The sequence below is a fragment of the Thauera sp. genome (genome assembly GCF_035444905.1).
In the GTDB taxonomy this organism is placed as follows: Bacteria; Pseudomonadota; Gammaproteobacteria; order Burkholderiales; family Rhodocyclaceae; genus Thauera.
The window spans coordinates 24,744-51,379 of the sequence record NZ_DAOMPS010000005.1 but is presented as its reverse complement, the minus strand read 5'-3'; the positions used below and the strand labels follow the sequence as shown (position 1 = coordinate 51,379).

At 68.4% G+C, this 26,636-nt stretch carries 20 protein-coding genes, 1 pseudogene and 1 riboswitch; of the genes and pseudogenes, 14 read left to right on the top strand and 7 right to left on the bottom strand.

From position 1 onward, the window contains the following. Nucleotides 1–52: 52 nt before the first annotated feature. From PLC66_RS03670 to PLC66_RS03610, 14 genes and pseudogenes are all read left to right on the top strand, one after another. On the top strand, nucleotides 53–652 hold the full coding sequence (locus PLC66_RS03670; RefSeq protein WP_324537897.1) for a DUF924 family protein: 600 nt from the start codon (nucleotides 53–55) through the stop codon (nucleotides 650–652). Nucleotides 653–775: 123 nt separating this feature from the next. After that, a riboswitch (cobalamin riboswitch) is annotated at nucleotides 776–969 on the top strand. 49 nt (nucleotides 970–1,018) lie between these two features. Then, entirely contained in the window at nucleotides 1,019–1,912 is an 894-nt protein-coding gene (bluB, locus tag PLC66_RS03665; protein ID WP_324537896.1) for a 5,6-dimethylbenzimidazole synthase, read from the top strand. A gap of 179 nt (nucleotides 1,913–2,091) precedes the next feature. Then, complete coding sequence (gene pqqA, locus PLC66_RS22860; RefSeq protein WP_002924740.1) at nucleotides 2,092–2,166, top strand: pyrroloquinoline quinone precursor peptide PqqA; 75 nt, start codon at nucleotides 2,092–2,094, stop codon at nucleotides 2,164–2,166. A 62-nt stretch (nucleotides 2,167–2,228) separates the two neighbouring features. Then, complete coding sequence (gene pqqD / locus PLC66_RS03660) at nucleotides 2,229–2,531, top strand: pyrroloquinoline quinone biosynthesis peptide chaperone PqqD (protein WP_324537895.1); 303 nt, start codon at nucleotides 2,229–2,231, stop codon at nucleotides 2,529–2,531. Further along, nucleotides 2,500–3,729 carry a pyrroloquinoline quinone biosynthesis protein PqqE gene (gene pqqE / locus PLC66_RS03655; RefSeq protein ID WP_324537894.1) on the top strand — a complete coding sequence of 410 codons (1,230 nt, stop codon included), beginning with the start codon at nucleotides 2,500–2,502 and terminating at the stop codon, nucleotides 3,727–3,729. The genes pqqD and pqqE overlap by 32 nt, the downstream gene beginning before the upstream one ends. Before the next feature lie 110 nt (nucleotides 3,730–3,839). After that, the gene (locus PLC66_RS03650) at nucleotides 3,840–4,343 is read left to right on the top strand and encodes a urate hydroxylase PuuD (RefSeq protein WP_324537893.1); all 504 of its coding nucleotides are present in this window, start codon (nucleotides 3,840–3,842) and stop codon (nucleotides 4,341–4,343) included. After that, on the top strand, nucleotides 4,336–5,559 hold the full coding sequence (gene serC, locus PLC66_RS03645; RefSeq protein WP_324537892.1) for a 3-phosphoserine/phosphohydroxythreonine transaminase: 1,224 nt from the start codon (nucleotides 4,336–4,338) through the stop codon (nucleotides 5,557–5,559). The genes PLC66_RS03650 and serC overlap by 8 nt, the downstream gene beginning before the upstream one ends. After that, nucleotides 5,556–6,467 carry a dihydroorotate dehydrogenase gene (locus tag PLC66_RS03640; protein ID WP_324537891.1) on the top strand — a complete coding sequence of 304 codons (912 nt, stop codon included), beginning with the start codon at nucleotides 5,556–5,558 and terminating at the stop codon, nucleotides 6,465–6,467. The genes serC and PLC66_RS03640 overlap by 4 nt, the downstream gene beginning before the upstream one ends. A 108-nt stretch (nucleotides 6,468–6,575) precedes the next feature. Beyond that, nucleotides 6,576–7,889, top strand: a complete 1,314-nt coding sequence (locus PLC66_RS03635) for a nitrate- and nitrite sensing domain-containing protein (RefSeq protein WP_324537890.1) — start codon at nucleotides 6,576–6,578, stop codon at nucleotides 7,887–7,889. A gap of 299 nt (nucleotides 7,890–8,188) precedes the next feature. Then, nucleotides 8,189–9,496, top strand: coding sequence for a CmpA/NrtA family ABC transporter substrate-binding protein (locus tag PLC66_RS03630; protein ID WP_324537889.1), 1,308 nt, complete (start codon nucleotides 8,189–8,191; stop codon nucleotides 9,494–9,496). Between the two features lie 52 nt (nucleotides 9,497–9,548). After that, on the top strand, nucleotides 9,549–10,409 hold the full coding sequence (gene ntrB, locus PLC66_RS03625; protein WP_324537888.1) for a nitrate ABC transporter permease: 861 nt from the start codon (nucleotides 9,549–9,551) through the stop codon (nucleotides 10,407–10,409). Between the two features lie 13 nt (nucleotides 10,410–10,422). Further along, nucleotides 10,423–11,280: an ABC transporter ATP-binding protein gene (locus PLC66_RS03620; protein ID WP_324537887.1), complete on the top strand. Its 858-nt coding sequence runs from the start codon at nucleotides 10,423–10,425 to the stop codon at nucleotides 11,278–11,280. A gap of 13 nt (nucleotides 11,281–11,293) precedes the next feature. Beyond that, nucleotides 11,294–12,550 (top strand): annotated as a pseudogene (locus tag PLC66_RS03615) (NAD(P)/FAD-dependent oxidoreductase); the annotation flags it as partial. 542 nt (nucleotides 12,551–13,092) lie between these two features. Beyond that, complete coding sequence (locus PLC66_RS03610) at nucleotides 13,093–15,903, top strand: hypothetical protein (protein WP_324537982.1); 2,811 nt, start codon at nucleotides 13,093–13,095, stop codon at nucleotides 15,901–15,903. 468 nt (nucleotides 15,904–16,371) lie between these two features. Here PLC66_RS03610 and mnhG read toward each other — a convergent pair whose 3' ends face one another. The 7 genes from mnhG to PLC66_RS03575 all read right to left on the bottom strand — a co-directional run bounded on the left by mnhG (nucleotide 16,372) and on the right by PLC66_RS03575 (nucleotide 26,435). Next, nucleotides 16,372–16,728: a monovalent cation/H(+) antiporter subunit G gene (mnhG, locus tag PLC66_RS03605; RefSeq protein ID WP_324537886.1), complete on the bottom strand. Its 357-nt coding sequence runs from the start codon at nucleotides 16,726–16,728 to the stop codon at nucleotides 16,372–16,374. Beyond that, nucleotides 16,725–17,009 carry a K+/H+ antiporter subunit F gene (locus tag PLC66_RS03600; RefSeq protein ID WP_324537885.1) on the bottom strand — a complete coding sequence of 95 codons (285 nt, stop codon included), beginning with the start codon at nucleotides 17,007–17,009 and terminating at the stop codon, nucleotides 16,725–16,727. Before PLC66_RS03600 ends, mnhG begins: the two co-directional genes overlap by 4 nt. Beyond that, nucleotides 17,006–17,530: a Na+/H+ antiporter subunit E gene (locus PLC66_RS03595; protein WP_324537884.1), complete on the bottom strand. Its 525-nt coding sequence runs from the start codon at nucleotides 17,528–17,530 to the stop codon at nucleotides 17,006–17,008. Before PLC66_RS03595 ends, PLC66_RS03600 begins: the two co-directional genes overlap by 4 nt. Further along, the gene (locus PLC66_RS03590) at nucleotides 17,527–19,161 is read right to left on the bottom strand and encodes a monovalent cation/H+ antiporter subunit D (protein ID WP_324537883.1); all 1,635 of its coding nucleotides are present in this window, start codon (nucleotides 19,159–19,161) and stop codon (nucleotides 17,527–17,529) included. The genes PLC66_RS03595 and PLC66_RS03590 overlap by 4 nt, the downstream gene beginning before the upstream one ends. Further along, nucleotides 19,158–19,499: a Na+/H+ antiporter subunit C gene (locus PLC66_RS03585; RefSeq protein WP_324537882.1), complete on the bottom strand. Its 342-nt coding sequence runs from the start codon at nucleotides 19,497–19,499 to the stop codon at nucleotides 19,158–19,160. The genes PLC66_RS03590 and PLC66_RS03585 overlap by 4 nt, the downstream gene beginning before the upstream one ends. After that, on the bottom strand, nucleotides 19,499–22,384 hold the full coding sequence (locus PLC66_RS03580; protein ID WP_324537881.1) for a monovalent cation/H+ antiporter subunit A: 2,886 nt from the start codon (nucleotides 22,382–22,384) through the stop codon (nucleotides 19,499–19,501). Before PLC66_RS03580 ends, PLC66_RS03585 begins: the two co-directional genes overlap by 1 nt. A gap of 301 nt (nucleotides 22,385–22,685) precedes the next feature. Beyond that, nucleotides 22,686–26,435, bottom strand: coding sequence for a pentapeptide repeat-containing protein (locus PLC66_RS03575; RefSeq protein ID WP_324537880.1), 3,750 nt, complete (start codon nucleotides 26,433–26,435; stop codon nucleotides 22,686–22,688). Nucleotides 26,436–26,636: the final 201 nt, after the last annotated feature.

The window sequence follows — 26,636 nt, the reverse complement described above, 5'->3', positions numbered from 1 at the left end:
GGCGCACGTGGGCTATGCTTCAAGTCCTCGCCTTCGGCCCTGGGAGGCCCGCATGGAAACCCCGGACACGATCCACGCTTTCTGGTTCGGTACCGCCGCCGATGACGATGCGGTGATTGCGCAACAGTCGGCGCTGTGGTGGCGCAAGCAGGCCGACGTCGATGCGCAGATCAGGCAGCGCTTCGCGCCCTGGGTCGCGCGCGCCGCGGGTGGCGAGCTGGACGACTGGCTCAGGGATGCGCGCGGGCGGCTGGCGCTGATCCTGCTCACCGACCAGTTTCCGCGCAACATCTGGCGCGGCGAGGCGGCGGCCTTCGCCTTCGACGTGCTGGCGCTGCGCTGGGCGAAGGAGAGCCTGCGTCTCGGGCTGGACGGGGAGCTGCGCGCGGTCGAGCGGGTCTTCATCTACCTGCCGCTGGAGCATTCCGAGGACCTGGGCGACCAGCGCGAAGCCGTGCGCCTGTTCGACCAGCTGGCCGCCAGTGTGCCCGCGCACTGCAAGGCCAGCTTCGACGGCTATGTCGACTACGCCCGCCGCCACCTCGCCGTGATCGAGCGCTTCGGACGCTTTCCGCACCGCAATGCTGCGCTCGGACGCGAGACGAGCGCAGACGAAGCCGCCTTCCTGCAGCAGCCCGGCTCGTCTTTCTGAGCCCGCCCCGGCAGGCGTCCGCCACGCACGGCAAGGGGCGGTACGGGGTGGGTCGTGGGGTGGAGCGTGGGGCACGCGCTGCGCCACGAATCCGACCCGCCGGACCGCGCTGCCGCTAGAATCCGCGCTGTGTTGCTTCGGGGTGCCCGCGATCAAGGCGGGAGAATCGGGAAGGCGGTGCCAATCCGCCGCGCGCCCAGCGCCGTGAAGGGGATTGTCCGGGCAAGGTTCGCCCAGCCACTGGTCCGCAAGGACCGGGAAGGCGCCCGGACGAGAGGATCCGCAGCCGGAAGACCGGCCTCGAAGTGTTTCCTGCAGCCGTCTGGTCGGCGGCTGCCCACTGCTCGTAGCCAAGGGGAATACTTCATGAGCAGCCCGACCCAGGCGCATGCCGCGCCCGCGCGCACTCACGCGCGCACCGAACCCGACCCTGGTGCGCCCGCGCCTCACCACGCGGTCGTGCCCGCTGGCGCCGGCGCCCACCCGCAAGCCCCCGACCGGCAAGCCCCCGACCGGCAAGCCCCCGACCGGCAAGCCCGTTTCCAGGCCAATCCGCAGTTCAGCCGGGCCGAGCGCGACGCGGTGTATCGCGCCATCCACACCCGCCGCGACGTGCGCGGCGAATTCCTGCCCGATGCGATTCCCGACGAGGTGCTGGCGCGCGTGCTCACCGCCGCCCACCACGCGCCCTCGGTCGGTTTCATGCAGCCATGGGACTTCATCGTCGTGCGTTCGCGCGAGGTGCGCGCGCGGATCCACGCCGACTTTGTCGCCGCCCACGCCGAAGCCGAGCAGATGTTCGACGCGGGCAAGCGCGCCACCTACCGCAACCTGAAGCTCGAGGGCATCCTCGAGTCGCCGGTCAACATCTGCATCACCTGCGACCGCCGCCGCCACGGCCCGGTGGTGATCGGTCGCACCCATATCGGCGCGATGGACGTCTATAGCGCGGTGTGTGCAGTACAGAACCTGTGGCTCGCGGCGCGCGCCGAGAACCTCGGCGTGGGCTGGGTGAGCATCCTGCATGAGCCAGCGCTGCGCGAGGCGCTCGGCATCCCGCCCGAGATCATCCCGATCGCCTACCTGTGCATCGGCTACGTGAAGGACTTTCACGCCCGCCCGGAGCTGGAGAGCGCCGGCTGGTTGAAGCGCATGCCGCTGGCCGAGCTGCTGCACTTCGATGGCTGGCGCGGGCCGGCCGACGCTGGCGGCGAGCAACTGGCCGAGGCGATCCGCCAGGTGCAGCCCATCGCGCGTTGACCCAGGTCAACGCTCGTGCAGCTTGCTGAAGAATCATGATTTCCGCGAGCGCGGGCTCGCGATCCTGCCGATGGCCCAACCCCGATTCTGCGGATCCCGCTGTGCGGCTCGCAGGCGATGATGGCCACGAACCGGTCGCCGTGCCGGTTCGCCCGCCATCATTCCAGAGGAGACCCATCATGCAGTGGACCGACCCCGCGTATTGCGACATCCGTCTCGGCTTCGAAGTCACCGCCTACGTCTACGTGCGCTGACGTCTGCCAGCCCGGCCGCCCGAGGGCGGGCCGGGGCCTGCCAACCCGCAGCCGAGGCCCGCATGACCGCCACCGCGACCCCGAACCCGCCCGCCGCGGACGAGCGCTACGCGCTCAATCCGATGTACCTCTTCCGCTGGGAGCCGACGCAGGACTCGCACGTCCTGCTCTACCCGGAAGGCATCGTCAAGCTCAACCAGACCGCCGGCGACATCATCGAGCGCTGCGACGGCAGACGCACCGTCGCCGAGCTGATCGCCGAACTGCAGCAGCGCTACCCGGGCGCCGACGAGCGCGTCGCCGAGGGCGTATACAAATTCCTGGAGGTGTTCCGTGCCAAAGGATGGATCCGTCGTCAGGCTTGACGGGCAGGGCAAGCCGCTGTGGCTGGTGCTCGAGCTCACCTACCGCTGCCCGCTCAAGTGCCCCTGGTGCAGCAATCCGGTCGATTACGCGCGTGACGCCACGGCCGAACTGTCGACCGCAGAGTGGAAGCGTGTGCTGCACGAAGGGCGCGCGCTCGGCGCGCTGCAGCTCGGCTTCACCGGCGGCGAGCCGCTGCTGCGCGATGACCTCGAGGAGCTCGTCGCCGAGGCCAGCGCGCTCGGCTACTACACCAACCTGATCACCTCCGGTGTCGGCCTCACCGAAGAGCGCCTGGTGGCGCTCAAGGCCGCCGGCCTCAAGCAGATCCAGCTCTCGCTGCAGTCGAGCGAGCGCGAACTCACCGACACCCTGGTCGGCGCGCGCGTCTTCGACCTCAAGATCCGCGTCGCGCACCTGATCAAGGCACACGGTTTCCCGATGGTGCTCAACGTCCCGGTGTTCCGCCACAACATCGGCCAGGTCGAGGACATCCTCGCGCTCGCGGCGGAGATCGGCGTCGATTACCTCGAGTTCGCCAACATCCAGTACTACAACTGGGCGCTGGTGAACCGTGACGAACTGCTGCCGACCCGCGCGCAGCTGCAGGCGGCCGAGCGCGCGGTGCAGGCCGCACGCGAACGGCTCGGCGAGCGCATGACGATCTACTTCGTCATTCCCGACTACTACGAGGGCCGGCCCAAGGCCTGCATGAACGGCTGGGGCGCGATCCACCTCACCATCGCCCCTGACGGCGCCGCCATGCCCTGCCAGGAGGCGCGCATCATCGACGGGCTGGATTTCCCCTCGGTGCGCGACCACAGCCTGGCCTGGCTGTGGAACGCATCGCCCACCTTCCAGAAATTCCGCGGCGACGAATGGATGAGCCCGACCTGCCGCAGCTGCGACGAGAAGGACAAGGACTTCGGCGGTTGCCGCTGCCAGGCCTTCCTGCTCACCGGCGATGCCGCCAACACCGACCCCGCCTGCTCGCGCTCGCCGCATCACCACCTGATCTCCGCGGCGATCGAGAAGGCGCAGTCCCCCGCGCGCAGGATCCAGCCGCTGGTGCTGCGCAACGAGGGCAACTCGCGCCTGCTCGGCGCCGCTGGCCGGTGCGGCAGCGCGGCGGGTTGCGCCACACCGGCGCCGGCGCGCGAGGATCTGGCCCTTGCCACCGTGGAGTGCGGCCATGTCTGACTGGCTACTGCACGTGTTCGATTCCGCTGCCGTGACGGTGGGCCTGGGCGTGGCCCTCACCGCGGCCCTGGCGCTGTTGCTGCGCCTCGTGATGTGAGGCGGCGCCGAGCATGGACATGCTGTTCGAAGTCGCCGCGCGCTGGCTGCACTTTCTCGCTGCGCTGGTGTGGGTGGGGCACAACTATGCCACCGCCGTCACCCGTTCGCGCTATGTGCCCCTGACCGCGGCCGACCTGTCCGACCCCGACAGCCCGCGCCAGCGTGCGCTGATGCAGCGTGAGCATGGCACCTTCCGTTATGCCTCGCTGGTGGTGCTGGGCAGCGGGCTGGCGATGTTGTCGGAGCGCGGCTGGCTGGCCGAGGCGCTCAGCCTGCAGGGCAGCCTGGCGCCGCTGGGCGTCGGCATCTGGCTGGCGCTGATCATGGTGTGCAACCTGTGGTTCGTGCTGTGGCCGCACCAGAAGCGGGTGCTCGGCTTCGTGCCGGCGCCGCTCGAGGAGCGCCTGCGCTGCTCGCGCATTACCTTCCTGTCGGCGCGGGTGAACACCATGCTGTCGATCCCGGTGCTGTTCTTCATGGCCAGCGGCGCGCATGGGCTCGCGCTCTATGCCTGAGGCCTTCGCCGCCTGGCGGGCGCAGGCCGGCTTCAGCTTCTCGGCCGCCGCCGGCCCGCTGCCGCGCGAGGTCGCGCACGAAGTGGCCGCGGCCTGCCGGCCCGGACCGGGCTCGATCCTGAGCCTGCCCTTCACCTCCTCGGCCTACCGCAGCCTGCAGGCCGAGACCGAGGCCTGCCTGCGCCGCCTGCTGGCGATTCCGGACGACTTCGCGGTGCTGTTCATGGCTGGCGGCGCCAGTGTGCAGTTCGCGCTGGTGCCGATGCACCTGCTTGGCGGGGGCGACGAGGCGGGGGCGCCCGATCCGCAGCGCGGCCCTGTCACCGCCGGCGCACGGCGCGGGCTGCGGCAGGCGCTCTACATCGACAGCGGGCACTGGTCGCGGCGGGCGATCGCCGAGGCGCAGCGCCTGGGGCGGGTGAGGGTGCTCGGCGTGGAAGCGCTGGCGCGTGAGCCGCAGCATGGCCTGTCCGTCCCGCCACCGGCGCGGGCGGATGGCGACGCCGGCTTCGCCTATGTGCATGTCACCCCCAACGAGACCGCCGACGGCCTGCAGTTCCCGGCCCTGCCACGCAGTGCCGCGCCCCTGGTCGCCGACCTGACCTCCGAGCTGCTGACGCGCCCGCTCGACTGGCGCGCGCTCGGCCTGGTCTATGCCGGTACGCAGAAGACGATCGGCACCCCCGGGCTCACCCTGGTGGTCGTTCGGCGCACGCTGCTCGGTCGCGCCCGCGCCGACACGCCACGGGTGATGGATTACGCCGCGCAGGCCGCGGCGGACTCGCGCCTGTGCACGCCGCCGGTGCTGGCGGTGTTCGTCGCCCATCGCATGCTGCACTGGATCGAGGCCGCCGGCGGCGTGGCCGCGATGGCGGCGCGGCTCGAAGCCCGCCATGCGCTGTTGGCGGCGGCCATGGCCAGCGGCGAGGCGACAGGGCTCTACCGTCCGCTGGCGCCGGCGGGCTGGCGCTCACGCGTCAATCCCTGCTTTCAGCTTGCGGATGCGCCGCTGTGCGCGCGCTTCCTGGCCGAGGCGGAGGCCGCCGGCCTGCGCGACCTGGGCGGCCATGCCGAGCGTGGCGGAGTGCGGCTCAGCGTGTACAACGGCCTGCCGGATGCGGCGGTCGAGGCGCTCGCCGCCTTCCTCGACGCCTTCGCCCGCCGCCGGCCGCAGGGGGGCGCCCGACGCCCGGCGTCAGCGGCCATGCCCTCATGACGCCGCGGCCGCTGACGCCGCGCGCGCTGCGCACGCGCTGGGCTGTGCAGCGCCTGGCACGCCTGGCCGCCGCCTCCGCCACGCCTGCTGCCGCCGCTGCGACCCGCTCCGGCATGCCGCGCGGAGTCGCGCCAGCGCCAGCACGCCCCGCGCTCGAGGCCATGGGGCTCAGCTTCGCATCCCCGTTACTGCTTGCCGCAGGCTTCGATCGCCGCGGATGCCTGCTCGCCGATGCGGCCGCGCTCGGCATCGGCGGCATCGAGCGCGGCAGCTTCGGCGCGCCGCTCGCCGGCTGCAGGCCGCTGTTCGCGCCGGCCGCGCGGCGGCGGGACGAGGCAGGGGGTGGTCGTCCCGCGTCGCCGCCGCCCCGTCGTGGGCTCAGCCTGCTCGTGCCGCCGTGGGCGGAAGCGGGCGGCGCCGAGGCGCTTGGCCGCGCACTGGCGGCATGGCATGCGGGCACCGACTACGTCGTGCTCAACCCGGCCCGTGGCGCGCCGAGGCCGCGCGAGCTGGTCGATCTGCTCGCTCGTGTCGCGGCGTTGCGCGAGCGCCTCGCGCGGCCGCACCGCCTTGCCCTGGTGGCGAAACTGCCGGCGGCGTGGATGGAAGGCGACGATCGCCTGAGCTGGGCGCATCGGCTGGTCGAGGCCGGTGCCGATGGCCTGCTCGTTTCCGCCGAAGGGGCGGCGGAGCGCGCCTGCGCGCGCCTGGCCGAGCTGTCGGCCGCGCTCGGACCGCGCGTGTGCCTGATCAGCGTCGGCGGCATCGACTCGCCCCGCGTGGCGCGCGCGCGGCTGCAGGCGGGGGCGCGGCTGCTGCAGGTGCACCGGGCGCTGCTCGCCGCCCCGGCCGTGGTCGCGGGCCTGGTGGCGGGCATCGGCGCCCTGTCGCGGACGCCTCGGCGCTAGCCGCAGGTCGCCGCGCGCCCTTCCTCGCGCGCCTCTGCACGACTCTTGCTTGAAACCGATGGCGGTCGACCCGGCCGCAGCCTCAGGCAGGATCATGGAGAACCCCGCATGACATCGGCGCTCAGCTTTCTGGTCGCGGCACGCCGCTGCGAAATCGACGAACTCGAACAGCTCGCACGCACCTGCGAACTGGTGCAGGAACTCAGCGAACTCGTCCATCGGCTGCAGCGCGAGCGCGGCGCGTCCAACGTCTATCTGGCCTCGGCCGGCCAGCGCTACGCGGCCGAGCTCGACGAGCGCATCGCCGCCTGCGCCGCGGCCGAAGTGCGTGTGCGCGACTGGCTCGACGGCCTCGAGCGGCGCGAAGGCGCGCTCGCCGGGGGCGTGCGCCTGTTCACCCGCATCGCCGTCGGTGTCCATGCCCTCGACCAGTTGCCCGCGCTGCGCGAGGCCGTGCGCGCGCAGGCCTGCAGCGCGCAGGAGGCCACGCGACGCTACAACAGGGCGGTCGCGGCGTTGCTCGCCCTGGTCTTCGAGGCGGCCGACGTCGCCGTGGACCCGGCCGTGTCGCGGCCGCTGGTCGGCCTTTTCAACCTGATGCAGGGCAAGGAGTTCGCCGGGCAGGAGCGCGCTGCGGGTGCGGCGGCCTTTGCCGCGGGGCGCATCGGCAGCGACGAGATCCAGCAGCTGGTGCACCTGATCGAGAGCCAGGAGCAATGCTTCGAGCGCTTCGAGAGCTTCTGTGCGGACGAGGTCCTGACGCAGTGGCGCGCGCTGCAGGCCACGATGCCGCTGAGCGAGCTCGAGCGCCTGCGCCGCAAGCTGGTGGCCGCCGCGCCCGCTGCCGCACTCGACGGCGCACTGGCCGACGTCTGGTTCGACTGCTGCTCGCAGCGCCTGGACCAGATCCATGAGGTCGAAGCCCACCTCGCCACCAGCCTGCAGCAGGCCTGCGAGCGCAAGATCGCCACCACGCGGGCCGAGCTCGAGGACCAGCAGGCGATGCTCGAGGCGCTGCGCGCCCAGCCCGATGCGCCCGCACCGCTGACGGTGCTGGTCGGCGGCGACCCCGCCGCGCCCGGCGGCGAGGCGGGCTGGGAAGGCGGGGAGGGCGCGCTGCGGGGGGGTGACGGCCTCGGCCCCCGTCTGACGCGTTCCATCCTCGACACCTTGCAGGCCCAGTCGCGTCGCCTGCAGGCGATGGGCGACGAGCTCGCGACGGTGCGGGCGACGCTCGACGAGCGCAAGCTCATCGAGCGCGCCAAGGGCCTGCTGATGGCGCACCAGGGCCTGAGCGAGGAGGAGGCCTACCGCCTGCTGCGGCAGACTGCGATGAACCAGGGCCGCCGCCTCGTCGACGTTGCCCAGGCCGTGCTGGCGATGGCCGAGCTGCTCCCGGGGGCGGTCCTGAAGCGCCCCTGAAGCGCACCGGCGCTGTGCGCGCCCTACTTGTGTTGCACTGCAGCAGTGCATCGCCTGGCGGCGGCGCGAGCCCCGCCTTGCGCCCGAGACCCGCTGGCGGCAAGGGATCCGCCCTTCTTTCACGCCCTGGCACGACTTCTGCGTAGGTTGAAGCGAGGCGAAACCAAAGGCGGTTCGAGACTCATTGCGCAGCCCCCGGCTGTCGCATCCCGGACAAAGGCGTCCATCCATGGCCAGCGCATGCGCGGGCGGGGATGGGCGCCTTATTGCTTTCAGCGGTTCACATTCAGGAGTCGATCATGGGCAGCAAAGTCATCAAGCAGTCGGATTTCAGCCGTCGTGACTTCATCCGCAGCGCCGCCGCGCTGACTGGCGCGGCGATGGTGGGCGGACTCTGGTCCGCACAGGCGCGGGCCGCCGGCGGCGCGCTCGAGACGACGAAGGCCAAGCTCGGCTTCATCGCGCTCACCGACGCCGCGCCGCTCTTCGTCGCCGACGAGAAGGGCTTCTTCGCCAAGCACGGCATGACCGAGGTCGAGGTGCTCAAGCAGTCGTCCTGGGGCACGACCCGCGACAACCTGGTGCTGGGCTCGGCGCGCAACGGCATCGACGGCGCCCACATCCTCACCCCCATGCCCTACCTGATCAGCAGCGGCGCGATGACGGCCAACAACGTGCAGGTGCCGATGTACATCCTGGCGCGCCTGAACCTGGCCGGGCAGTGCATCTCGGTGGGCAACGAGTACAAGGACCTCAAGGTCGGCGTCGATGCCTCCGGCTTCAAGGACGCGATCGCAGCCAAGCGCGCCTCGGGCAAGGCGGTCAATGCGGCGATGACCTTCCCCGGCGGCACCCACGACATGTGGATCCGCTACTGGCTGGCCGCCGGCGGCATCGACCCCACGCGCGACATCGCCACCATCGTCGTGCCGCCGCCGCAGATGGTGGCCAACATGAAGGTGGGCAGCATGGACACCTTCTGCGTGTGCGAGCCGTGGAACCGCCAGCTCATCAACCAGGGCATCGGCTACACCGCCAACACCACCGGCGAGCTGTGGCACAACCACCCCGAGAAGGCCTTCGCCATGCGCGCCGACTACGTCGATGCCAACCCCAACGCGACCAAGGCGCTGATCAAGGCGGTGATGGAAGCGCAGATGTTCTGCGAGGACCCGGCCAACCGCGAGGAAGTGGCGCGCATCTGCGCCAAGCGGCGCTGGATCAACGCCCCCTTCGAGGACATCGTCGATCGCATGCGCGGCGACTTCGACTACGGCACCGGCCGCGTGGTCGAGAACAGCCCGGCGCAGATGCGCTACTGGAAGGACCAGGCCTCCTACCCCTTCCAGAGCCACGACCTGTGGTTCCTCACCGAGAACATCCGCTGGGGCTACCTGCCGCGCGACTTCGACATGAAGGGCTGGGTGGCGAAGGTCAACCGCGAGGACCTGTGGCGCCAGGCGGCGCAGGAGCTGGGCGTGGCGGCGAGCGACATCCCGGCCTCGACCTCGCGCGGCGTCGAGACCTTCTTCGACGGCAAGGTCTTCGACCCCGAGAACCCGATGGCCTACCTCGACAGCCTCGCCATCAAGACCGTGCGCGGCTGAGACCGGATCAACCGGGCCTGGCCCCCAGGCCCGACCTCTACAGGAGTCCGTCATGGACAACACCCATTCCATCGCTGCACCCGTGCCGGCCAGCGCGCCGCCCTCCCTGCTGCGCACGCGCGCCAGCACGGCCTATGGCTACTTCATGAACCACGTGCTGCCGCCGCTGGTCGTCATCGGCCTGCTGTTCGCGGTGTGGGAGCTGCTGTGCGCGCGTCCAGGCGCGGCGCTGCCGCCGCCCAGCCAGGTGGTCACCGACACCTGGGAGCTGATCACCCAGCCCTTCTTCGACAACGGCGGCAATGACGTCGGCCTCGCCTGGCAGATCCTCGCCAGCCTCGAGCGCGTCGCCTACGGCTACCTGCTGGCGGTGGTGGTCGGCGTCAGCCTCGGCGTGCTGGTGGGGCAATCGACCTGGGCGCTGCGCGGGCTCGACCCGCTGTTCCAGGTGCTGCGCACGGTGCCGCCGCTGGCCTGGCTGCCGATCTCGCTGGCCGGCTTCCAGGACAGCAACCCGTCGGCCATCTTCGTCATCTTCATCACCGCGATCTGGCCGATCATCATCAACACCTCGGTGGGCATCCGGAACATCCCCGAGGACTACCGCAACGTCGCCCGCGTCATCCGCCTCAATGGCGTCGAGTACTTCTGGAAGATCATGCTGCCGGCGGCCGCGCCCTACATCTTCTCCGGCCTGCGCATCGGCGTCGGCCTGTCCTGGCTGGCGATCATCGCCGCCGAGATGCTGATCGGTGGCGTGGGCATCGGCTTCTTCATCTGGGATGCGTGGAACTCGTCGCTGGTCAGCGACATCATCCTCGCCCTCGTCTATGTCGGCGTCGTCGGCTTCCTGCTCGACCGCCTGGTCGCCTGGGTCGGCAAGCGCGTCACCCGTGGCACCAGCCCCGCTTAAGGAGTACCCGATCATGAGCCAGCCCTATCTCAGCATCTCCCGCGTCGACATGGAATTCAGCCGTGGCGGCGTCACCAACCCGGTGCTCGCGGATGTGAACCTCGATATCCAGCGCGGCGAATACATCTCGCTGATCGGCCACTCCGGCTGCGGCAAGTCGACCGTGCTCAACATCGTCGCCGGCCTGCTGCGCGCCAGCTCGGGCGGGGTCATCGTCGATGGCCGCGAGGTCAATGCACCGGGCCCCGACCGCGCCCTGGTGTTCCAGAACCACTCGCTGCTGCCCTGGCTGACGGTGTACCAGAACGTCGAGATCGCGGTGCAGAAGATCTTCAAGGGCCGGCGCGGCGCGGCCGAACAGCGTGACTGGATCCTGCACAACCTCGACATGGTGAGCATGAGCCACGCCCTCGATCGCCTCCCGGCGGAGATCTCCGGCGGCATGAAGCAGCGCGTGGGCATCGCCCGCGCGCTGGCGATGGAGCCCAAGGTGCTGCTGCTCGACGAGCCCTTCGGCGCGCTCGACGCGCTTACCCGCGCCCACCTGCAGGACGAGGTGATGCGCATCCAGTCCGAGCTGCAGAACACGGTGATGATGATCACCCACGATGTGGACGAGGCGGTGCTGCTGTCCGACCGCATCGTGATGATGACCAACGGCCCCTCGGCCACCATCGGCCAGGTGCTCGACATCGAGCTGCCGCGCCCGCGCGACCGCCTCGCGCTCGCCGACGATGCGCGCTACACCCACTACCGCCACGAGGTGCTGAGCTTCCTGTACGAGAAGCAGCGCAAGGTCGAGCCGATCGCCAATGCCCGTGCGCGCGCCGCTGCGGGTGCCAGCCAGCCGGCGGCGGCGCGGCGGGCGTGAGCGGGGAGCAATCATGAAGAAGATGAAGCTCGTCCTCGTCGGCAACGGCATGGCCGGCGTGCGCACCCTCGAGGAGCTGCTCAAGCTCGCCCCCGACCTGTACGACATCACCGTGTTCGGTGCCGAGCCGCATGGCAACTACAACCGCATCCTGCTGTCTCCGGTGCTGGCGGGCGAGATGACGCTGCCCGAGATCATGCTCAACGATCTCGCCTGGTATCGCGACAACAACATCACCTTGCACGCCGGCAGCACGGTCACCCACATCGATCGGCTCCGGCGCAAGGTCATCGCCGAGGGCGAGGACGGCCGCCTCATCGAGGCCGACTACGACCGCCTGCTGCTCGCCACCGGCTCCACCCCCTTCATCCCGCCCATCCCCGGCAAGGACCTGCCCGGTGTGCTCGGCTACCGCGACATCGCCGACACCGAGGCGATGATCGCGGCCGCCGGCCAGTACCGCCACGCGGTGGTGATCGGCGCCGGCCTGCTCGGCCTGGAGGCGGCCAACGGCCTGATGCTGCGCGGCATGGACGTCACCGTGGTGCACCTCGGCGAATGGATCATGGAGCGCCAGCTCGACAAGGTGGCGGCCGACATGCTGCAGGCCTCGCTCGAGGCCAGGGGCATGAAGTTCCTGCTCGCGCGCCAGACCGAGGCGCTGCTGCCGGCACGCGGTGAGCAGCTTGAGTCGGGCGGCGAGGCGCAGCCAGGGCGTGTGGGTGTGGTGCGCTTGAAGGACGGCATGGAGATCGCCGCCGATCTGGTCGTGATCGCCGCCGGAGTCCGGCCCAACTGTGTGCTGGCCGAGTCCGCCGGGCTGTACTGCGGCAGGGGCCGGATGCGCGGCATCCATGTTTCCGACACGCTGCAGACCGTCACCGACCCGCGCATCTACGCGGTCGGAGAGTGCGTCGCCCATCGTGGCATCGCCTACGGCCTGGTGGCGCCGCTGTTCGAGCAGGGCAAGGTGTGCGCCAACCACCTCGCCAACTTCGGCATCGGCCGCTACACCGGCTCGCTGACCTCGACCAAGCTCAAGGTCACCGGCATCGACGTGTTCTCGGCGGGCGACTTCAGCGGCGGCGCCGACACCGAGGAGATCGTGCTGCAGGACAGGCAGGGCGGCGTGTACAAGCGCCTCGTGCTGCGCGATGGCCGCATCGTCGGCTCGGTGCTGTACGGCGACACCGCGGACGGCGCCTGGTACTTCCAGCTGATGAAGGACGGTCAGGACGTCAGTCCGATCCGCGACCAGCTGATGTTCGGGCCCGCCTGAGGGCGAGGGCGCTGCAGGGCCCGGGCTGTGCAGCGTCCGCCCCTCACTCCTGCCCACCCTCGCCGTCGGGGGGATACCGTGGCGGGCGCGCAGAGGCCGTTCGCGAACAAATCCAACAATCGCAATGGGAGGTTGAATGCCACCAAGTGTCTGCAGGCCGAGGAGTATGAGTCCCGGATTCATGAGGAAACGAGGACGGGTAGGTTGGATTGCAGCTGGTGCGACTCATCGCGCGCATGCCCATATCTTCTACCAAACGGACGGCGCAAAGAACGGCGAGTGCATCGCGGGTAGCGTTCTCTTGTGAGGCAACATGGGGGTCAATCTACCGTGTCGCCTGACACCATTCGGCAGAGCTGGTTGCCCAAGCCCGCCGGCGGCCCAATTGCCGCCTGCTGCCTATACTGGGTAACTGGCGACTCCTACTTGATCCATTGTTCTCTAGTCGACGGCACCTTGGGTGCTTCTGTGTGTCCTTCGGCCTGATTCGAGCGCCCGAAGCCGGAGGTTTGACGAGGCGAGGTCGGTTGTCCATGCGATACGATGCGTTCATTTCCTACAGTCATGCTGCCGATGGGAAACTCGCTCCGGCCCTGCAGTCCGGGCTGCATCGTTTGGCACGGCCCTGGTATCGGATGCGGGCCCTGCATGTCTTTCGAGACGCAACGAGTCTGGCGGCAAGTCCGGGCCTGTGGGGCTCGATAGAGCGCGCCCTCGGGGAGTCGCGTTACTTTATCCTGATGGCTTCTCCGGCTGCGGCTGATTCGGACTGGGTCGGCCGCGAGGTCGAGTGGTGGGCGAAGAACCGAAGTCCCGATCATCTGCTCATTGTGTTAACGGACGGAGACGTGGTGTGGCGGGAAGTGGACGGCGGCTTCGATCCAGACCGCACGACTGCGCTCCCGACTTGCTTGCACCACAGTTTTCGCGAGTCGCCCCTGCATGTAGACCTGCGCTGGGCGCGCAGTGGTGAGATGCTGTCGCTCCGTCATGCACGGTTCCGTGCCGCAGTGCTGGATTTGGCGGCGCCTCTTCACGGACGGCCCAAGGATCAGATCGACGGTGAGGATCTTCGTCAGCATCGGCGCACGCGACGGGTGGCGGCATTGGCGGTGGTCGGGCTCCTGGGACTTACCGCCGTATCGGTTTGGAGCACCCATCAGGCCATACAACAGCGCGACCTCGCCGTGTCCCGGCAACTCGCTGTTACGGCGTCCGCCGTTCTCGAAACCGATCCCGAACTGGCCACGCTGCTCGCAATCGAGGGAGTGCGGCGGCATGCGAGCGAGCAGGCGGAAGCCGTACTGCGCCGTGCGATGCTGGAGGTTCCCCTAGGCGTGCCGCTTCAAGGCCACCGCGGATCGATTCACGCGATGGCGCTCGACCCGAGGGGCGAGCGCCTGCTTACCGGCAGCGCCGATCGGTCGGTTCGGATCTGGGATCTTGCAACCGGTGCGGTGCTCGCCGAGTTGAGCGGCCACCAGAGTACCGTCCGCCAGGCCGCATTCAGCCCGGACGGCGCTTTGGTGCTCACCGTAAGCGACGAGGATCGCGACGTGCGCATCTGGCGCGCTGACGGATCCCTGGCACTGCAACTTACGGGGTACCGGGCTCAATGGGTTGGCGACGGGCATCGCTTGCTGGTGGCAGCCAGCGATGGGAGCGTGCGGCTTTGGAACGCTGTGGACGGTCGGAAGGAGGCCACGCTGCAAGGCCATTCCGGCTGGATACACGGCATCGCGGTGAGTGGGGATGGGCGGTACGCTGTGACTGTAGGTCGTGACGGAACGGCCCACATCTGGGACCTTGACGGCGGAATTGCCGCAGGTGTCCTGAGGGGGCACGACCGATCCGTCGAAGTGGTCGCGATCAGTCCAGATGGAGGGCGTGTGGCTACGTTCGACGAGGGCGGAGCAGGTCGTCTGTGGACCTTGCCCGACGGGAAACCGTTGGCGCAGCTCGACGGACATTCCGAGCGCGTCGAGCAGGCTGTATGGGAGCGGCATGGAGACCTGATTGCGACTGCTAGCCGGGATCACACTGTACGCGTCTGGGATGCGGGCGCGGGCCGCGCCATCCACGTCCTGAGCGGACACGTCGATCACGTCACCGCGCTCGCCTGGAGTCCTGATGGAAACCGGCTCGCGACGGGAAGCGATGACGGCACGGCACGGATATGGGGGACCGGCGGACGAACACTTGCTGTGCTGCGGGGTCATGGCGCGCAAATCCGGCTTGTCGCGTTCGCCCAAGATGGGGAATCCGTTTTAACTGCGGGTCAATCTTCAGTGATCCGGCGGTGGCGCATACCGGGCGACTGGAGGCGGGTGGAACTGCGCGGCCATGTGGGCGGGGTTCGCTATGCTGGGATAACGTCGGACGGCCGGCGCGTCATGACGGTGGACCGCGCCGGCACGTTCCGAGGCTGGGATCCCGCAAGCGGCTATCCGCTGGCTGTCCTGCACACCACCCCGGAGATGCTTGTGGTCTCGCCGGACCCGACAGGCGCTCGGGTTATCGCTGCGTTGGGCTCCGAGTCCGTCGCGACACTCTACGAGGTGGCAACCGGCGCGCAGCTCATGCAATTCCACGGACATTCGGAGGAACTGACCTGCGCAGGCTGGGATGGGACAGCGGCCCGCGCAATAACGGCCAGTCGCGACGGCAATGCGCGGGTCTGGGATGCCGCGACGGGCCATATGCTGGCTAGTCTTCCTGGGCACGGGGCAGTTCGCGTCTGTCCGGCACTGAGTCCTGATGGCCAGCGGGCGCTGATCGCGGGGGCAGACCGGATCGTGCGCGTTTGGGATGTCGAGCGCGAAGCCGTGGTGGTTCAGTTGGTGGGCAACGCAGAGGGAGTGAATCAGGTCGGCTGGAGTTCGGACGGCAGCCGAGTGCTGATCGCGGGGAGCGACTATCTGGCCCGCGTGTACGATGCACAGAGCGGGCAGATGCTGGACTCAATCCGAATGGCATACCAACAGGGGCATGTGTACTTAAGCTTTGATGGACGTCGATTGCTCGCGCCGGGTCCAGCAGGGCAGGCTGTCTGGACGCTGGGCCACTCGTCGCGGGTGCCTGTGACGATTCCGGGTGCGCCCTCGGCGGAGGTGATTGCGGCCTGGAGTCCAGACGGCAGGGCGGTTGTTACGGTCAACACCGATGGTCAGGCAGTCATCCAGCCCGACGCCCTGTTCGTTTCGCTCGCGGAAGTCCTGGAACGCGCCTGCGCGCGCGTTACGGCGAACCTCACCGAGCAGGAATGGGATCAGTACGTCGGTGCCCCGACATACCGACCGACTTGCCTGAATCGTCCGACACCGGAGTGGCCGAACGGGCGCTGACTTCGAGGTGATGAGCGCCTTTTCGCCCGTTGTGTGGGTATGCCCGAGTCGTTTCACGCTGCGACCCTTGTTTACGCAACTTCTACCCGGCAGAGGCTAACTACGCATTGCCCTGGCCCTTGGGCCCGTCAAGAACATCACGCCCTACCTCGACTAAAGCCTCTTCACAAAGGACAAGTCCGGCGTCAAGGACTCCCACTACGTCGTCGCTGGCGCGCACTTTAGCGCTGTGCTCCGGACATCTATACCGAAATCTGCTGGGGCGAGAACGACCCCTATACCAGCCACTGCGTGCAGAGCGCCGCAGCAGGTGGCGAATACGAAAGCGTTCTACGCCGATATCAGGAGGTGCAAACCCTCCACCCGCCCTGCGACGAGAAGAGTTAGCTTGAGGTCAAGGGGGCGCCGGTAACTCGGACGCCGGCCGTGGTGAATCGTCCCCCTCACGCAAAAAGCGCCTACCGACTATTACTCCTGCCCACCCTCGCCGTCGGGGGGGAGGCCGTGGCGGGCGCGCAGGTCGCGATACACCGCCGCACGCATGATCATCATCGCCACCACCGGCGCCGTCATCAGCACGAACACGCTGATCAGCAGCTCATGGATCACCAGGCGCGATTGCGTCACGGTGAAGTACAGCATCGAGGCCACGAGGATGCAGCCGGCGCCCAGCGCGATCGTGATCGCCGGCCCGTGCATGCGCTGGTAGAAGTGCTGCAGGCGCAGCAGGCCGAGCGTGCCGATCAGCGTGATCAGCCCGCCGAGCACGAGCAGGAAGGCGACGGCGACGGCCGCCCACCATGGCAGGTCGGCGGCAATGTTCATTCGATCACCTCGCCACGCATCAGGAACTTGGCCAGCGCGATGGTGGACACGAAGCCGAGCAGGGCGATCAGCAAGGCGGCCTCGAAATAGATCTGGCTGCCATGGCGGATGCCCAGCATCAGCGCCAGCAGCATCACGCACATCCACAGCGTGTCCAGCGCCAGCACGCGGTCCTGTGCGCTGGGGCCGATCAGCAGGCGCAGCGTGCACAGCACCATGGCCAGCACCACGCACACCAGCGCGAACACGATCGCGCCCGCGAGCAGCGTCGCAGTCGTCATCTGCGGTCTCCTTCGGTCTTGCGTTGCGGCGTCTCGAACACCTCGATGATGGGCTGCTCGTAACGCGTCTTGATGGTGTCCACCCACCACTGCTCGTCGTGCAGGTCGAACACGTGCAGCAGCAGTTCGTGCGTGTCGGGCAGGATCTCCACCCACACCGTGCCCGGCGTCGAGTTGATCAGGCAGGACAGCAGGGCGAGGCCGTGCGGGCTGCGCAGCTCGAGCGGCACGCGGATGAACTGCGAGTTCACGTCGGCCGAGCGGCGCAGCAGGATGATCTGGCTGACGTTGAAGCAGGAGCGGATGATCTCGATCGCCGACAGCCACAGCAGGCGGAACAGGGCCAGCGGCCGGCGGATGTGGGCATGGCCGTGCGGCTGCAGCGGGCGCGCGAGCAGCGGCGCGATGATGCCGAGGGCGCCGCCGAGCAGCCAGTGCGCGGGCTCGACGGTCTGGTTGAGCGTCAGCCACAGCAGCAGCAGGCTGCACGACAGCAGCGGCGAAGGCAGCCAGCGTCTCATCGCAACCCCTCCGCGGCGGGTGCGCGCAGCACAGGGGGCTCGCCCAGCACGCGCGTGCTGTAGTCGCCGCTGCGCGCGAGGTCCGCAGTCGTGCGGCCCAGATAGTCGAAGGCCGGCCCGGCCTGCAGCGTCAGCAGCACGCACAGCAGCACCAGCGCGCCCACCGGCGCCGCCTCCGAGACCTGCAGCCGTGGCGGCGCCACCATGCCCGAGGCCCAGAAGGTCCGCACACCCAGGCGCATCAGGGCGATGATCGCCGCCAGGCCGCCGAACACCATCAGCGCGATCAGCGCCCAGGTCAGGGTGGGGACGCCGCCCGGTGTGCCCGTGGCACTGTCGAGCAGCGCATGAAAGAGGCTGAACTTGGCGACGAAACCCGACAGCGGCGGCATGCCGCTGATCACCAGGGCGCAGGCGGCGTAGCTCAGGCCGAGAAAGGCGAGGGTGCCGGGAATGCCGACGCCGACCGGGTCCTCGGGCTTGTCCTCGATGGCGAAGGCTTCCATGGTGATTGCGAGCAGCGCCGCCCCCGGCGGGCGGATACGCTCGGTGAGCTCGATCAGCAGCATGAAGGCCGCCATCGCCAGCGTCGAGCCGAGCAGGTAGTACAGCCCGGAGGCCAGCACGGCGCTGCCCGACTGCCCGATCACCGCCAGCAGCGTGCCCGAGGAGATGATCGCGCCATAGCCGGCCATGCGCCCGCCGTCCTCGCTGGACAACATGCCGATCGCGCCGAACAGCAGGGTCGCCATGCCGCCCACGGTCAGCGCGGTGAGGCCGAAGCCGCCCAGGGCGCCGGCCTCGTCGCCGAACACGGCGAGCCACACGCGCAGCACCGCATACACGCCGACCTTGGTCATCACCACCAGCATCGCGCCCACCGGCGCCGACGCCGAGGCATAGGTGGTGGGCAGCCAGAAGCCGAGCGGCCACATCGCCCCCTTGGTGAGGAAGGCGAGCGCCAGGATGACGGCGCCGATGCGCAGCAGCCAGGCGTCCTGCGGGCCGAGGGTGGCGACGCGGGTGGCGAGGTCGGCGATGTTGAGCGTGCCGGATGCCGCGTAGATCAGCGCGACGCCGATCAGGAACAGCAGCGAGGCGACCAGGTTGACGGCGATGTACTGCATGCCGGCGCGGATGCGGCGCAGGTTGTAGCCGTGCAGCACGAGGCCGTAGGAGGCGGCCAGCATGACCTCGAAGAACACGAACAGGTTGAACAGGTCGTTTGTCAGGAAGGCGCCGTTGAGCCCCATCAGCATGAACTGGAACAGGGAATGGAAGTGCACCCCGACCCGGTCCCAGCGCTGGGCCGAAAACGCCAGCACGGCGAGCGCGATCGTTGCGGTCAGCACCAGCATCAGCGCCGCCAGGCGGTCGATCATCAGCGCGATGCCGAAGGGCGCCGCCCAGTTCGACGCCAGGTAGACGCCGATGCCGCCCTGCCAGTGTTCGCCGTCGACGAGCAGCAACAAGGCGATGGCGAGCAGCCACAGCAGCACGGTGCTGGCCAGGCTGAGGCCGAGCTTGAGCGCGTGCCGACTGTGGTTGACCGGAATCAGCAGCGCGCCCACCACCAGCGGCAGCAGCACGGGCAGGACGATCAGATGTTGCAGCCAGGGCATCGTGTTCATTCGCGCGGCTCCTCGCCATCGACGTGGTCGCTGTCGGTGAGGCCGCGTGCCCCGATCATGATCACCAGATAGAGTGCGGTGGTGGCGAAGCCGATCACGATGGCGGTGAGCACCAGGCCTTGCGGCAAGGGATCGGCGAACTGGGTCGGATCGATGTGAAGCACCGGCGTGATCGGTGGCTTGTCCACCCACAGGCGGCCCATCGCGAAGATGAACACGTTCACTGCATACGACATCAGCAGCAGGCCGATGATGAGCTGGAAGGTTCGTGGCCGCAGGATCAGCCAGATCCCCGAGCCGAACATCACGCCCACCGCGATTGCGATCACCAGTTCCATCAGTTCATGCCTCCGGCGGCGTCCTCGCCCGGCTGACGGTGGGCGCGCAGCGACTGGTGGGCGAGGGCCACCAGCATCAGCATGGTGGTGCCCACCACTACCGCGAACACGCCGAGATCGAACACGAAGGCACTGGGCAGATGCAGCTCGCCCACCAGCGGCCAGCTCACATGCGCGGTGTGGGTGGTGAGGAAGGGGTGGCCGAACAGCCAGGCCCCCAGGCCGGTGGCGCAGGCCAGCAGCAGCCCCAGCCCCAGCCAGCGGTGCGGCCTCAGGTGCAGATGGCTCTCCACCCAGGCCGTGCCGGCCAGCATGTACTGCACGAGGATCGCCACCGCGAAGATCAGGCCCGCTACGAAGCCGCCACCGGGCAGGTTGTGGCCGCGCATGAAGAAGTACACCGCGATCACCCCCATGAAGGGCAGTAGCAGGCGCAGATAGATGCCGGCCACCATCAGGTAGCCGCTGTTGGCCTGCTCGGCGGGGCTTTGCCCGTGCGCAGGGTCGGCCGTGTTGCGCTGCTGCGGCGGAACGCCCGCGCTCTCGGGCGCGGGGCGGAAGCGGCGCAGCAGGGCGTAGACGGTGAGGGCGACGATGGCGAGCACGGTGATCTCGCCCAGGGTGTCGAAGCTGCGGAAGTCGACCAGCAGCACGTTCACCACGTTGCTGCCGCCGCCGCCTTCAAGGGCGTTGAGGAGGAAGAAATCGGCAATCGTGTCCGAGGCCGGGTGCACCAGCACGGCGTAGGTGAGCGCGGCCAGCGCCAGGCCACCGGCCACGGCGACGGCGAGGTCGCGCGTGCGCCGCAGCCAGACCGTGCGCGGCGGGACCGGTTTCAGATCGCCAGGCTCGATGCGCGGAGGCAGCCAGCGCAGCCCGAGCAGGATCAGCACGGTGGTGACGGTCTCCACCATCAACTGGGTCAGCGCCAGATCCGGTGCCGACAGCCACAGGAAGCTCGCCGCCGTGATGATGCCGGTGCCGCCGACCAGGGCGAGGGCGGCCAGGCGGTGGTACTTCGCCATCCACGCGCCGGCGATCGCGCAGCCGCCGCCAATCGCCCACAGGGCGGCGAACAGGGGGTCGAAGTCCTGCAGCGGAATCTGCGTCCACGCGGGTGGGGCGCCGGCCAGCAGCAGCGGCAGCACCAGCAGCGCGATCATCATCAGCAGCAGCTGCGGCTGCAGACGCGCGGTGCCCAGGCGCTGCAGCAGCCAGCTGGCGGCGCGCGTCAGGTTCAGCATCACGGTCTCGTAGGCTTGCGCGCCGTTGAAGCGGTGGATCAGCGGCACGTTGTCGCGCTCGCGCAGATCGAAATGGCGGCGCAGCACGACGTACAGCAGCACGCCGCCCGCCAGCGCGAGCACGCTCATCAGCAGCGGCAGGTTCAGGCCGTGCCACACGGCGAGGTCGTAGTCCGGGGAGGCGCTGCCGAGCACGGCGTGCACCGCGACGTTGAGGATCGGCTCGATGCTGATGCCGGGCGCGATGCCGACGATGAGGCAGGCGAGGACCAGCAGCTCGACCGGAAAACGCATCCAGCGCGGCGGCTCGTGCGGGTCGCGCGGCAGGTCCTCGGCCGGTGCGCCGAAGAAGATCGAGATGAAGCGCAGCGAGTAGGCGACGCTGAACATGCCCATCGCCACCGCGGCGTAGGACATCCACCAGTTGCGCTCGCCGCCGACATGCAGGGTCTCGGCGAAGAACATCTCCTTCGACAGGAAGCCGTTCAACAGCGGCACGCCCGCCATCGCCGCGCTGGCGACGATGGCCAGCGTGGCGGTGATCGGCAGCTTGTGGCGCAGGCCGCGCAGCACGCGCAGGTCGCGGGTGCCGCTCTCGTGGTCGATGATGCCGGCGGCCATGAACAGCGAGGCCTTGAAGGTGGCGTGGTTGAGGATGTGGAAGATCGCCGCCACCATCGCCAGCGGCGTGCCGATGCCGATCAGCACCGTGATCAGGCCGAGGTGGCTGATCGTCGAGTACGCCAGCAGGCCCTTGAGGTCGTGCTGGAAGATCGCGATGAAGGCGCCGAGCAGCAGGGTGCACACCCCGGCGCCGCCGATGATCCAGGTCCATTCCGGCGTGCCCGCCAGCGCCGGCCACAGCCTCACCAGCAGGAATACGCCAGCTTTCACCATGGTTGCCGAGTGCAGGTAGGACGACACCGGCGTGGGCGCGGCCATCGCGTGCGGCAGCCAGAAGTGGAAGGGGAACTGGGCGCTCTTGGTCAGCGCACCGAGCGCGATCAGCACCAGCGCCGCCAGGTACAGCTCGTGCTCACGAATCTGCTCGCCGGCGGCCAGTACCACGTCGAGGTCGTAGCTGCCGACGATGTGGCCGAGCACCAGCACGCCCGCCATCAGGCACAGGCCGCCGGTGGCGGTGACGGTGAAGGCCATGCGCGCCCCGCGCCGCGCATCGGCGCGGTGGTGCCAGTAACCGATGAGGAGGAAGGAGGTCAGGCTGGTGAGCTCCCAGAACACCACCAGCTGCACCAGGTTGCCCGACAGCACCACCCCCAGCATCGAGCCCATGAAGGCGAGCAGGAAGGAGAAGAAGCGCGGCACCGGGTCTTCGGGCGACATGTAGTAGCGCGCGTACAGCACCACCAGCAAGCCGATGACGAGCACCAGCATGGTGAACACCCAGGCCAGGCCGTCGACCCGCAGCACGAAGTACAGCCCCTGCGCCGGCAACCAGGCGAACTCTTCCCGCATCACCGCGCCACCCTCCACCTCGGGGAAGAGCAGGCCGGCGACGATCAGGCCGTAGGCCGCCACCGCAATCGCGAGCCAGGACTCGTGGTTGCGGGCACTCTGCGGCATCAGCGCCGCAAGCAGACTGCCGACGAACGGAACGAGGACGAGTGAGGTGAGCAGCATCGGATCGTGGATCGGGCGGCGGGTCGATTCGGGGCAGTGTGGTTGGCGTTGCCGCGCACGCGTTGAGCATGCGCCAGGCGAGGGGAAAGCGCCCGGGCGAGAATAGCACAGCAACTTTGATGCCAGTATGAAGCCAAGTGTTGCGAACTGCCGCCGCGGCAGTCACAAGACCGTGCGCACAGCTTCTGCGCCATGGTGCCCGGCGCGGACTCTGACCAATTGGCGAACCTGCGCCTGAATTGGTCAAGGCGTGATCGCAATGGATGAATCAGGGGCACTGGATACTCGGCCGCTATCCGGGTCACTGCCTGCGACGCAGGATGCTTGGCAGATTTGCGCCAATCGCGATCCAGAGCATGAACTGCATGACTGCTGCGCACAGAGCGAACTCGTGCGGTGAGATGTCAAGCCAGCGACAAGTCATTGGCGCACAGGGGGGCGGGCCATCGCCGGCATCCGTGTCCCCCAGCGCGGCGGGCCGGCATGTTGGTCCGTCCAGACGCGCTCGCGCGACATCGGCCTCTTCCGCGGTAAAGAGTGGGACGGCGTAGCCCAGGGCCAGCCCCACCGCCCTGATCCATCCCCATTCGCGCCCAACGAGCTCTTCGTCATTGCGCTCGTAGGGGCCATATCCGGCCTGGTGCTTGGCATCCATCTTGACCTCTCTGAACTCGACGTTGCGCGGATCGGCCAGCACGGCGATGACCGGCAGCATCGTCAGCAGCAGCCACAACACCATCAGCCACGCCCGCGTGCCATTCCCTGAGAACGCCCAGTTGATGCAGTAGAACAGCTTTGCCCGCCAGGAACTGGCGGCACGCCACGCCATGCGGCGATAGACCGCGTTTGCGGGCCCCTTCTGCCCGACGCGTGCGAGCCGGTGCTCGACATCCACGTAGTTGCGACCGTCGAACGGCGAGGTCGCTTCGAGCAGTTTGGGAACGTTCTCGAACGCCGCGGCGCCGTTCCAGTCGCCGATCTCGATTGCGGTCATGTCCACGTAGTGGGGGAAGCGGTCATCGTCGAAGCCCCACACGCTGAGTTGGCCGACGCGGCAACGGCCGAGAAGGATCCTCGCCACCGCGCGGGGCTCGGCGTCGTCGATGCACTTGCCGCTGAAGGTGAGTTGGGCGGCATGCGTGCCTTCGAGTTCGATCCGCGATCCCTGCCCATACAGCCTGGCAATCGGTGCTCCGTCCGCTTGCGGGTCTGCCGCCCGATCGAGTTCAGCGGTGGCGAGACCAAGCTTGCCTGTGACGCGCAGATCGCGCGCCTTGAGGAGCGCTGGAGCTGCACCTGCACCTGATTTGCCGCCCGCGGGACGAATCGCGAGGCCGCGTAGATCTGCATCCCCTTTGATGCGGGCGTTATCGGCGATCAAGGCGGTTGTCGTGCAGCTTTCCGGTTCGCCATCGACGCCGGCGCGCAGATTGCCGCCTACGTCTGCATTGTCGAGAAGGATCTTGCCCTCCACTTCGCACCTGCCCAGGTCGATGCTGCCGCCGGTTTCGATTCCGCATACGTCGAGTGTGCCGGCAAGTCTGGCGCGTACCCCCGCGATGCCCTCCTTTCCGCGGTTATCGAAAGCCGGGTCGTCGTTCGGGATCTCGGCCCAGTTCCGTTCATATGTCAGGTCCCGACGAATGCGCTGGAGGAGGCGGGCCTCGGCATCCTTGCGCCAGAAGTGCAGGCCGCCGCCGACGCGCACGCCAGTGGCAATCAGGCCCCCTTCGGCAAACTCCCGGCGTCCCTTCCCGAGCTGGATGCCGGCCAGGTCGACGCCTGCTTCGACGCTCAGATCCTGTAGCAGGATGCCGCTGGCTTCGCTCGCGCATAGCCGGGGCACGAGCCGGTACTCATTGGTCTTAGCGTCGAGCTGCCATTGCGGCCAGGGTTCGACCATGGCGCGCAGGCGGCCGCAGCGACCGGTGATGTACTGGACCTCGCCGCCAATGCGCGCGGAAGAAAAGTCGATGTCACCATCGACGTGCGCCCCCGACAGCAGGACCACATCGTCGATACGGCTGCGGAAGCGCTCGTCCCGACGCGCGAACAGCGACCCCCGCAAGCGCAGGCCTTGGAGCAACAAGGATCCGGTGATCCGGCAACCATGGATGCAGGCGCTCCCTGCTTCGGCATGCTCGAGGCACAGGCTGCCCTGGAAGCGCGCGCGCCAGCGCTCGCTCTGGGCTGGATGCTGCGGCTCGCCGGAGCGCGTCGTCGCCGCTGCGCTCACTGCGCTGATGATCCGGACATCGGTCATGTCGGCCGCTATCCCCGGTGAAGACTGCTCTGCAGCGTTGACCCAGATCCCGTCCAGGTTCGCCTCCCAGGCGCTCAGCCCCCTGAGCACCAGACGGCGTCCGATCACCGTGCGTCGCGGGCCTTCGCCAGGACCTGCCTCCTTCGGCGTCCAGGCACGCAGATCGAGGGGGCCTGTGATGCGGGCGTGCGAGCAATCGAGCGCGATGTCGCCGTCCGGGTCGCCGCCGCCCGTCGCGCGCGGATGAATCTGCAGTCCGCGTGCCCGCAGCATCGTGCCGATCCGTGCGTGCTGGGCTCGGACGCGGCCGAACACGAGCAGCCGGTCTGCAAACAGCCCGCCTTCGGCAACCAGGCCCCAGAGGTCGAGCATCGCCTTGTGTCCTTCGCCCTCGATGCGATCCCGGTCGGTGCCATAGAAACGCGACTTGTCCAGGCGGAATGCGCCCTTGATCGTCGCGAGCCGTGCGCTCAACCGTCCAAGGAAGCGGCATTCACTGAAGTCCAGTGAGTGCTCGAACACGGCTTCATCGAGTATCACGTTATGGAGAAACTCGACCTCACGGAAACGGACCGGTGCTGGGTACGCGCCATGAAGCTTGACCGGACCCTGCACGCGCAGCCGATGCAAGCGGACACCGGCATCGGCTCCCTGTCTGACGGTCGGGTCCTCATCAGCGGCGGCGAGCGCGGCAATGCGTGCCATCAGGGTCGCTGCCGATACAGACTCGAGGTTTGCCTGCCGGTACAGCAAGGGCACGGGGGATGGCTGGTCGCGTACTTCCCAGTGCGGCACGGGCAAGCCATCTGTGCCGTCGATGACTTCATCGTCGAGCATCCAAACCTGGCCGTCGGAACGGACTTCGAACTCAGTCTTGTACAGGGCGTCCTGGTACCAGATCAGTGCCGAGAAGCGCGCGATCGCCTTTGGAGCGGCGGAGCTCCCAGCTTCACTCTGCTCGTCCGCCGAAGGCGGCGCGTCGCTGTCAAGCTCCTGAAGCTGGGTGCCGAACTCCTTGAAGGCTTGCTCGACGCCCTCTCGCGATGCCGCGGCCCCGCCTTGAGTTTTCGCCTCAGGGACTCGTCCTTCCGGCGGTGCGAGCGGGGCTGCCACTTCATCCTGCCGAGGCGGATCGCACAGGTCGACCGGATCAGGGTCATTGATGCCGCCGAGCGGCGGGTACTCGGGTAACTCCTGCTCTCTTATGAAGGCGTCGAGCGTCTGGGGAAGATCGTCGCGCCACCCAAGATCCTCAAACGTCCCCGGAAGGATGAACGGATGAATCAAGCCCCAGTCAGGATCGCGCTCTCCCCCGAGGAAGCTGACGAAGAAGCGCACATAGTCGCGGACTGCCTGCGAGTTCGTTTCGGTAGTCGTAGTCTCGGTCCCAAGCGCCGCGTCCAGTTTCAGGCCGGCACGGCGGTTGATCTCATTGATCGCGGCTACGGTCCAGTCGAGGACGATCCAGGCATCGTCCTCGACTGGACCGTCCAGCGGCGCGCGCGCCGCGAACAGGTAGCCTCGACCTGAGTCGTCTGATGGCTTGCCCGATTCGGCAGGATCCAAGGTGAAGCGGTACAGCGTCCACGCTCCTTCATAGAAGCAGAGCGGGCGCCGCGCGACCGTGCTGACCTTCAGCTTGGATCCGGCCGGACCTTCTCCGGCAGCCTGCAACAGATCCTTCACACCTCGCGTCTTGTGAATGTGGCTGTTGAGCGAGCTCGCAATCTCCGGGATCTCGCTGGCATCGACCGGGCTCCAGTCCTGCTCGTCAGACGGCAGATACATGATTCCGCTCCCCCGTGGTCGCAAACGATGCGGGCAGGACGTCCGGCTGTCTGCATGTACGGTTTCACGTTAGACACTCAGTGACCGCAGTACAAGCCAGCGACGGCTTGCAAGGCCGTGCTGGTGTTGCTGTCACGCGGTGCAGCCCTCGGAGGACTTTGGTCCCACGGATCCGAGCCCGCACCCCGCAGCCGCCTTCTC

Excerpts from the sequence above, each read along its gene's own strand:
- serC (WP_324537892.1), top strand. The coding sequence starts at position 4,336 with ATGCCTGAGGCCTTCGCCGCCTGGCGGGCGCAGGCCGGCTTCAGCTTC.
- PLC66_RS03610 (WP_324537982.1), top strand. The coding sequence starts at position 13,093 with ATGCGATACGATGCGTTCATTTCCTACAGTCATGCTGCCGATGGGAAA.
- PLC66_RS03630 (WP_324537889.1), top strand. The coding sequence starts at position 8,189 with ATGGGCAGCAAAGTCATCAAGCAGTCGGATTTCAGCCGTCGTGACTTC.
- PLC66_RS03650 (WP_324537893.1), top strand. The coding sequence starts at position 3,840 with ATGGACATGCTGTTCGAAGTCGCCGCGCGCTGGCTGCACTTTCTCGCT.
- PLC66_RS03620 (WP_324537887.1), top strand. The coding sequence starts at position 10,423 with ATGAGCCAGCCCTATCTCAGCATCTCCCGCGTCGACATGGAATTCAGC.
- PLC66_RS03595 (WP_324537884.1), bottom strand. The coding sequence starts at position 17,530 with ATGAGACGCTGGCTGCCTTCGCCGCTGCTGTCGTGCAGCCTGCTGCTG.
- PLC66_RS03575 (WP_324537880.1), bottom strand. The coding sequence starts at position 26,435 with ATGTATCTGCCGTCTGACGAGCAGGACTGGAGCCCGGTCGATGCCAGC.
- PLC66_RS03585 (WP_324537882.1), bottom strand. The coding sequence starts at position 19,499 with ATGGAACTGGTGATCGCAATCGCGGTGGGCGTGATGTTCGGCTCGGGG.
- PLC66_RS03640 (WP_324537891.1), top strand. The coding sequence starts at position 5,556 with ATGACGCCGCGGCCGCTGACGCCGCGCGCGCTGCGCACGCGCTGGGCT.
- PLC66_RS03580 (WP_324537881.1), bottom strand. The coding sequence starts at position 22,384 with ATGCTGCTCACCTCACTCGTCCTCGTTCCGTTCGTCGGCAGTCTGCTT.
- ntrB (WP_324537888.1), top strand. The coding sequence starts at position 9,549 with ATGGACAACACCCATTCCATCGCTGCACCCGTGCCGGCCAGCGCGCCG.
- PLC66_RS03670 (WP_324537897.1), top strand. The coding sequence starts at position 53 with ATGGAAACCCCGGACACGATCCACGCTTTCTGGTTCGGTACCGCCGCC.
- PLC66_RS03600 (WP_324537885.1), bottom strand. The coding sequence starts at position 17,009 with ATGACGACTGCGACGCTGCTCGCGGGCGCGATCGTGTTCGCGCTGGTG.
- PLC66_RS03635 (WP_324537890.1), top strand. The coding sequence starts at position 6,576 with ATGACATCGGCGCTCAGCTTTCTGGTCGCGGCACGCCGCTGCGAAATC.
- PLC66_RS03590 (WP_324537883.1), bottom strand. The coding sequence starts at position 19,161 with ATGAACACGATGCCCTGGCTGCAACATCTGATCGTCCTGCCCGTGCTG.
- mnhG (WP_324537886.1), bottom strand. The coding sequence starts at position 16,728 with ATGAACATTGCCGCCGACCTGCCATGGTGGGCGGCCGTCGCCGTCGCC.
- bluB (WP_324537896.1), top strand. The coding sequence starts at position 1,019 with ATGAGCAGCCCGACCCAGGCGCATGCCGCGCCCGCGCGCACTCACGCG.
- pqqD (WP_324537895.1), top strand. The coding sequence starts at position 2,229 with ATGACCGCCACCGCGACCCCGAACCCGCCCGCCGCGGACGAGCGCTAC.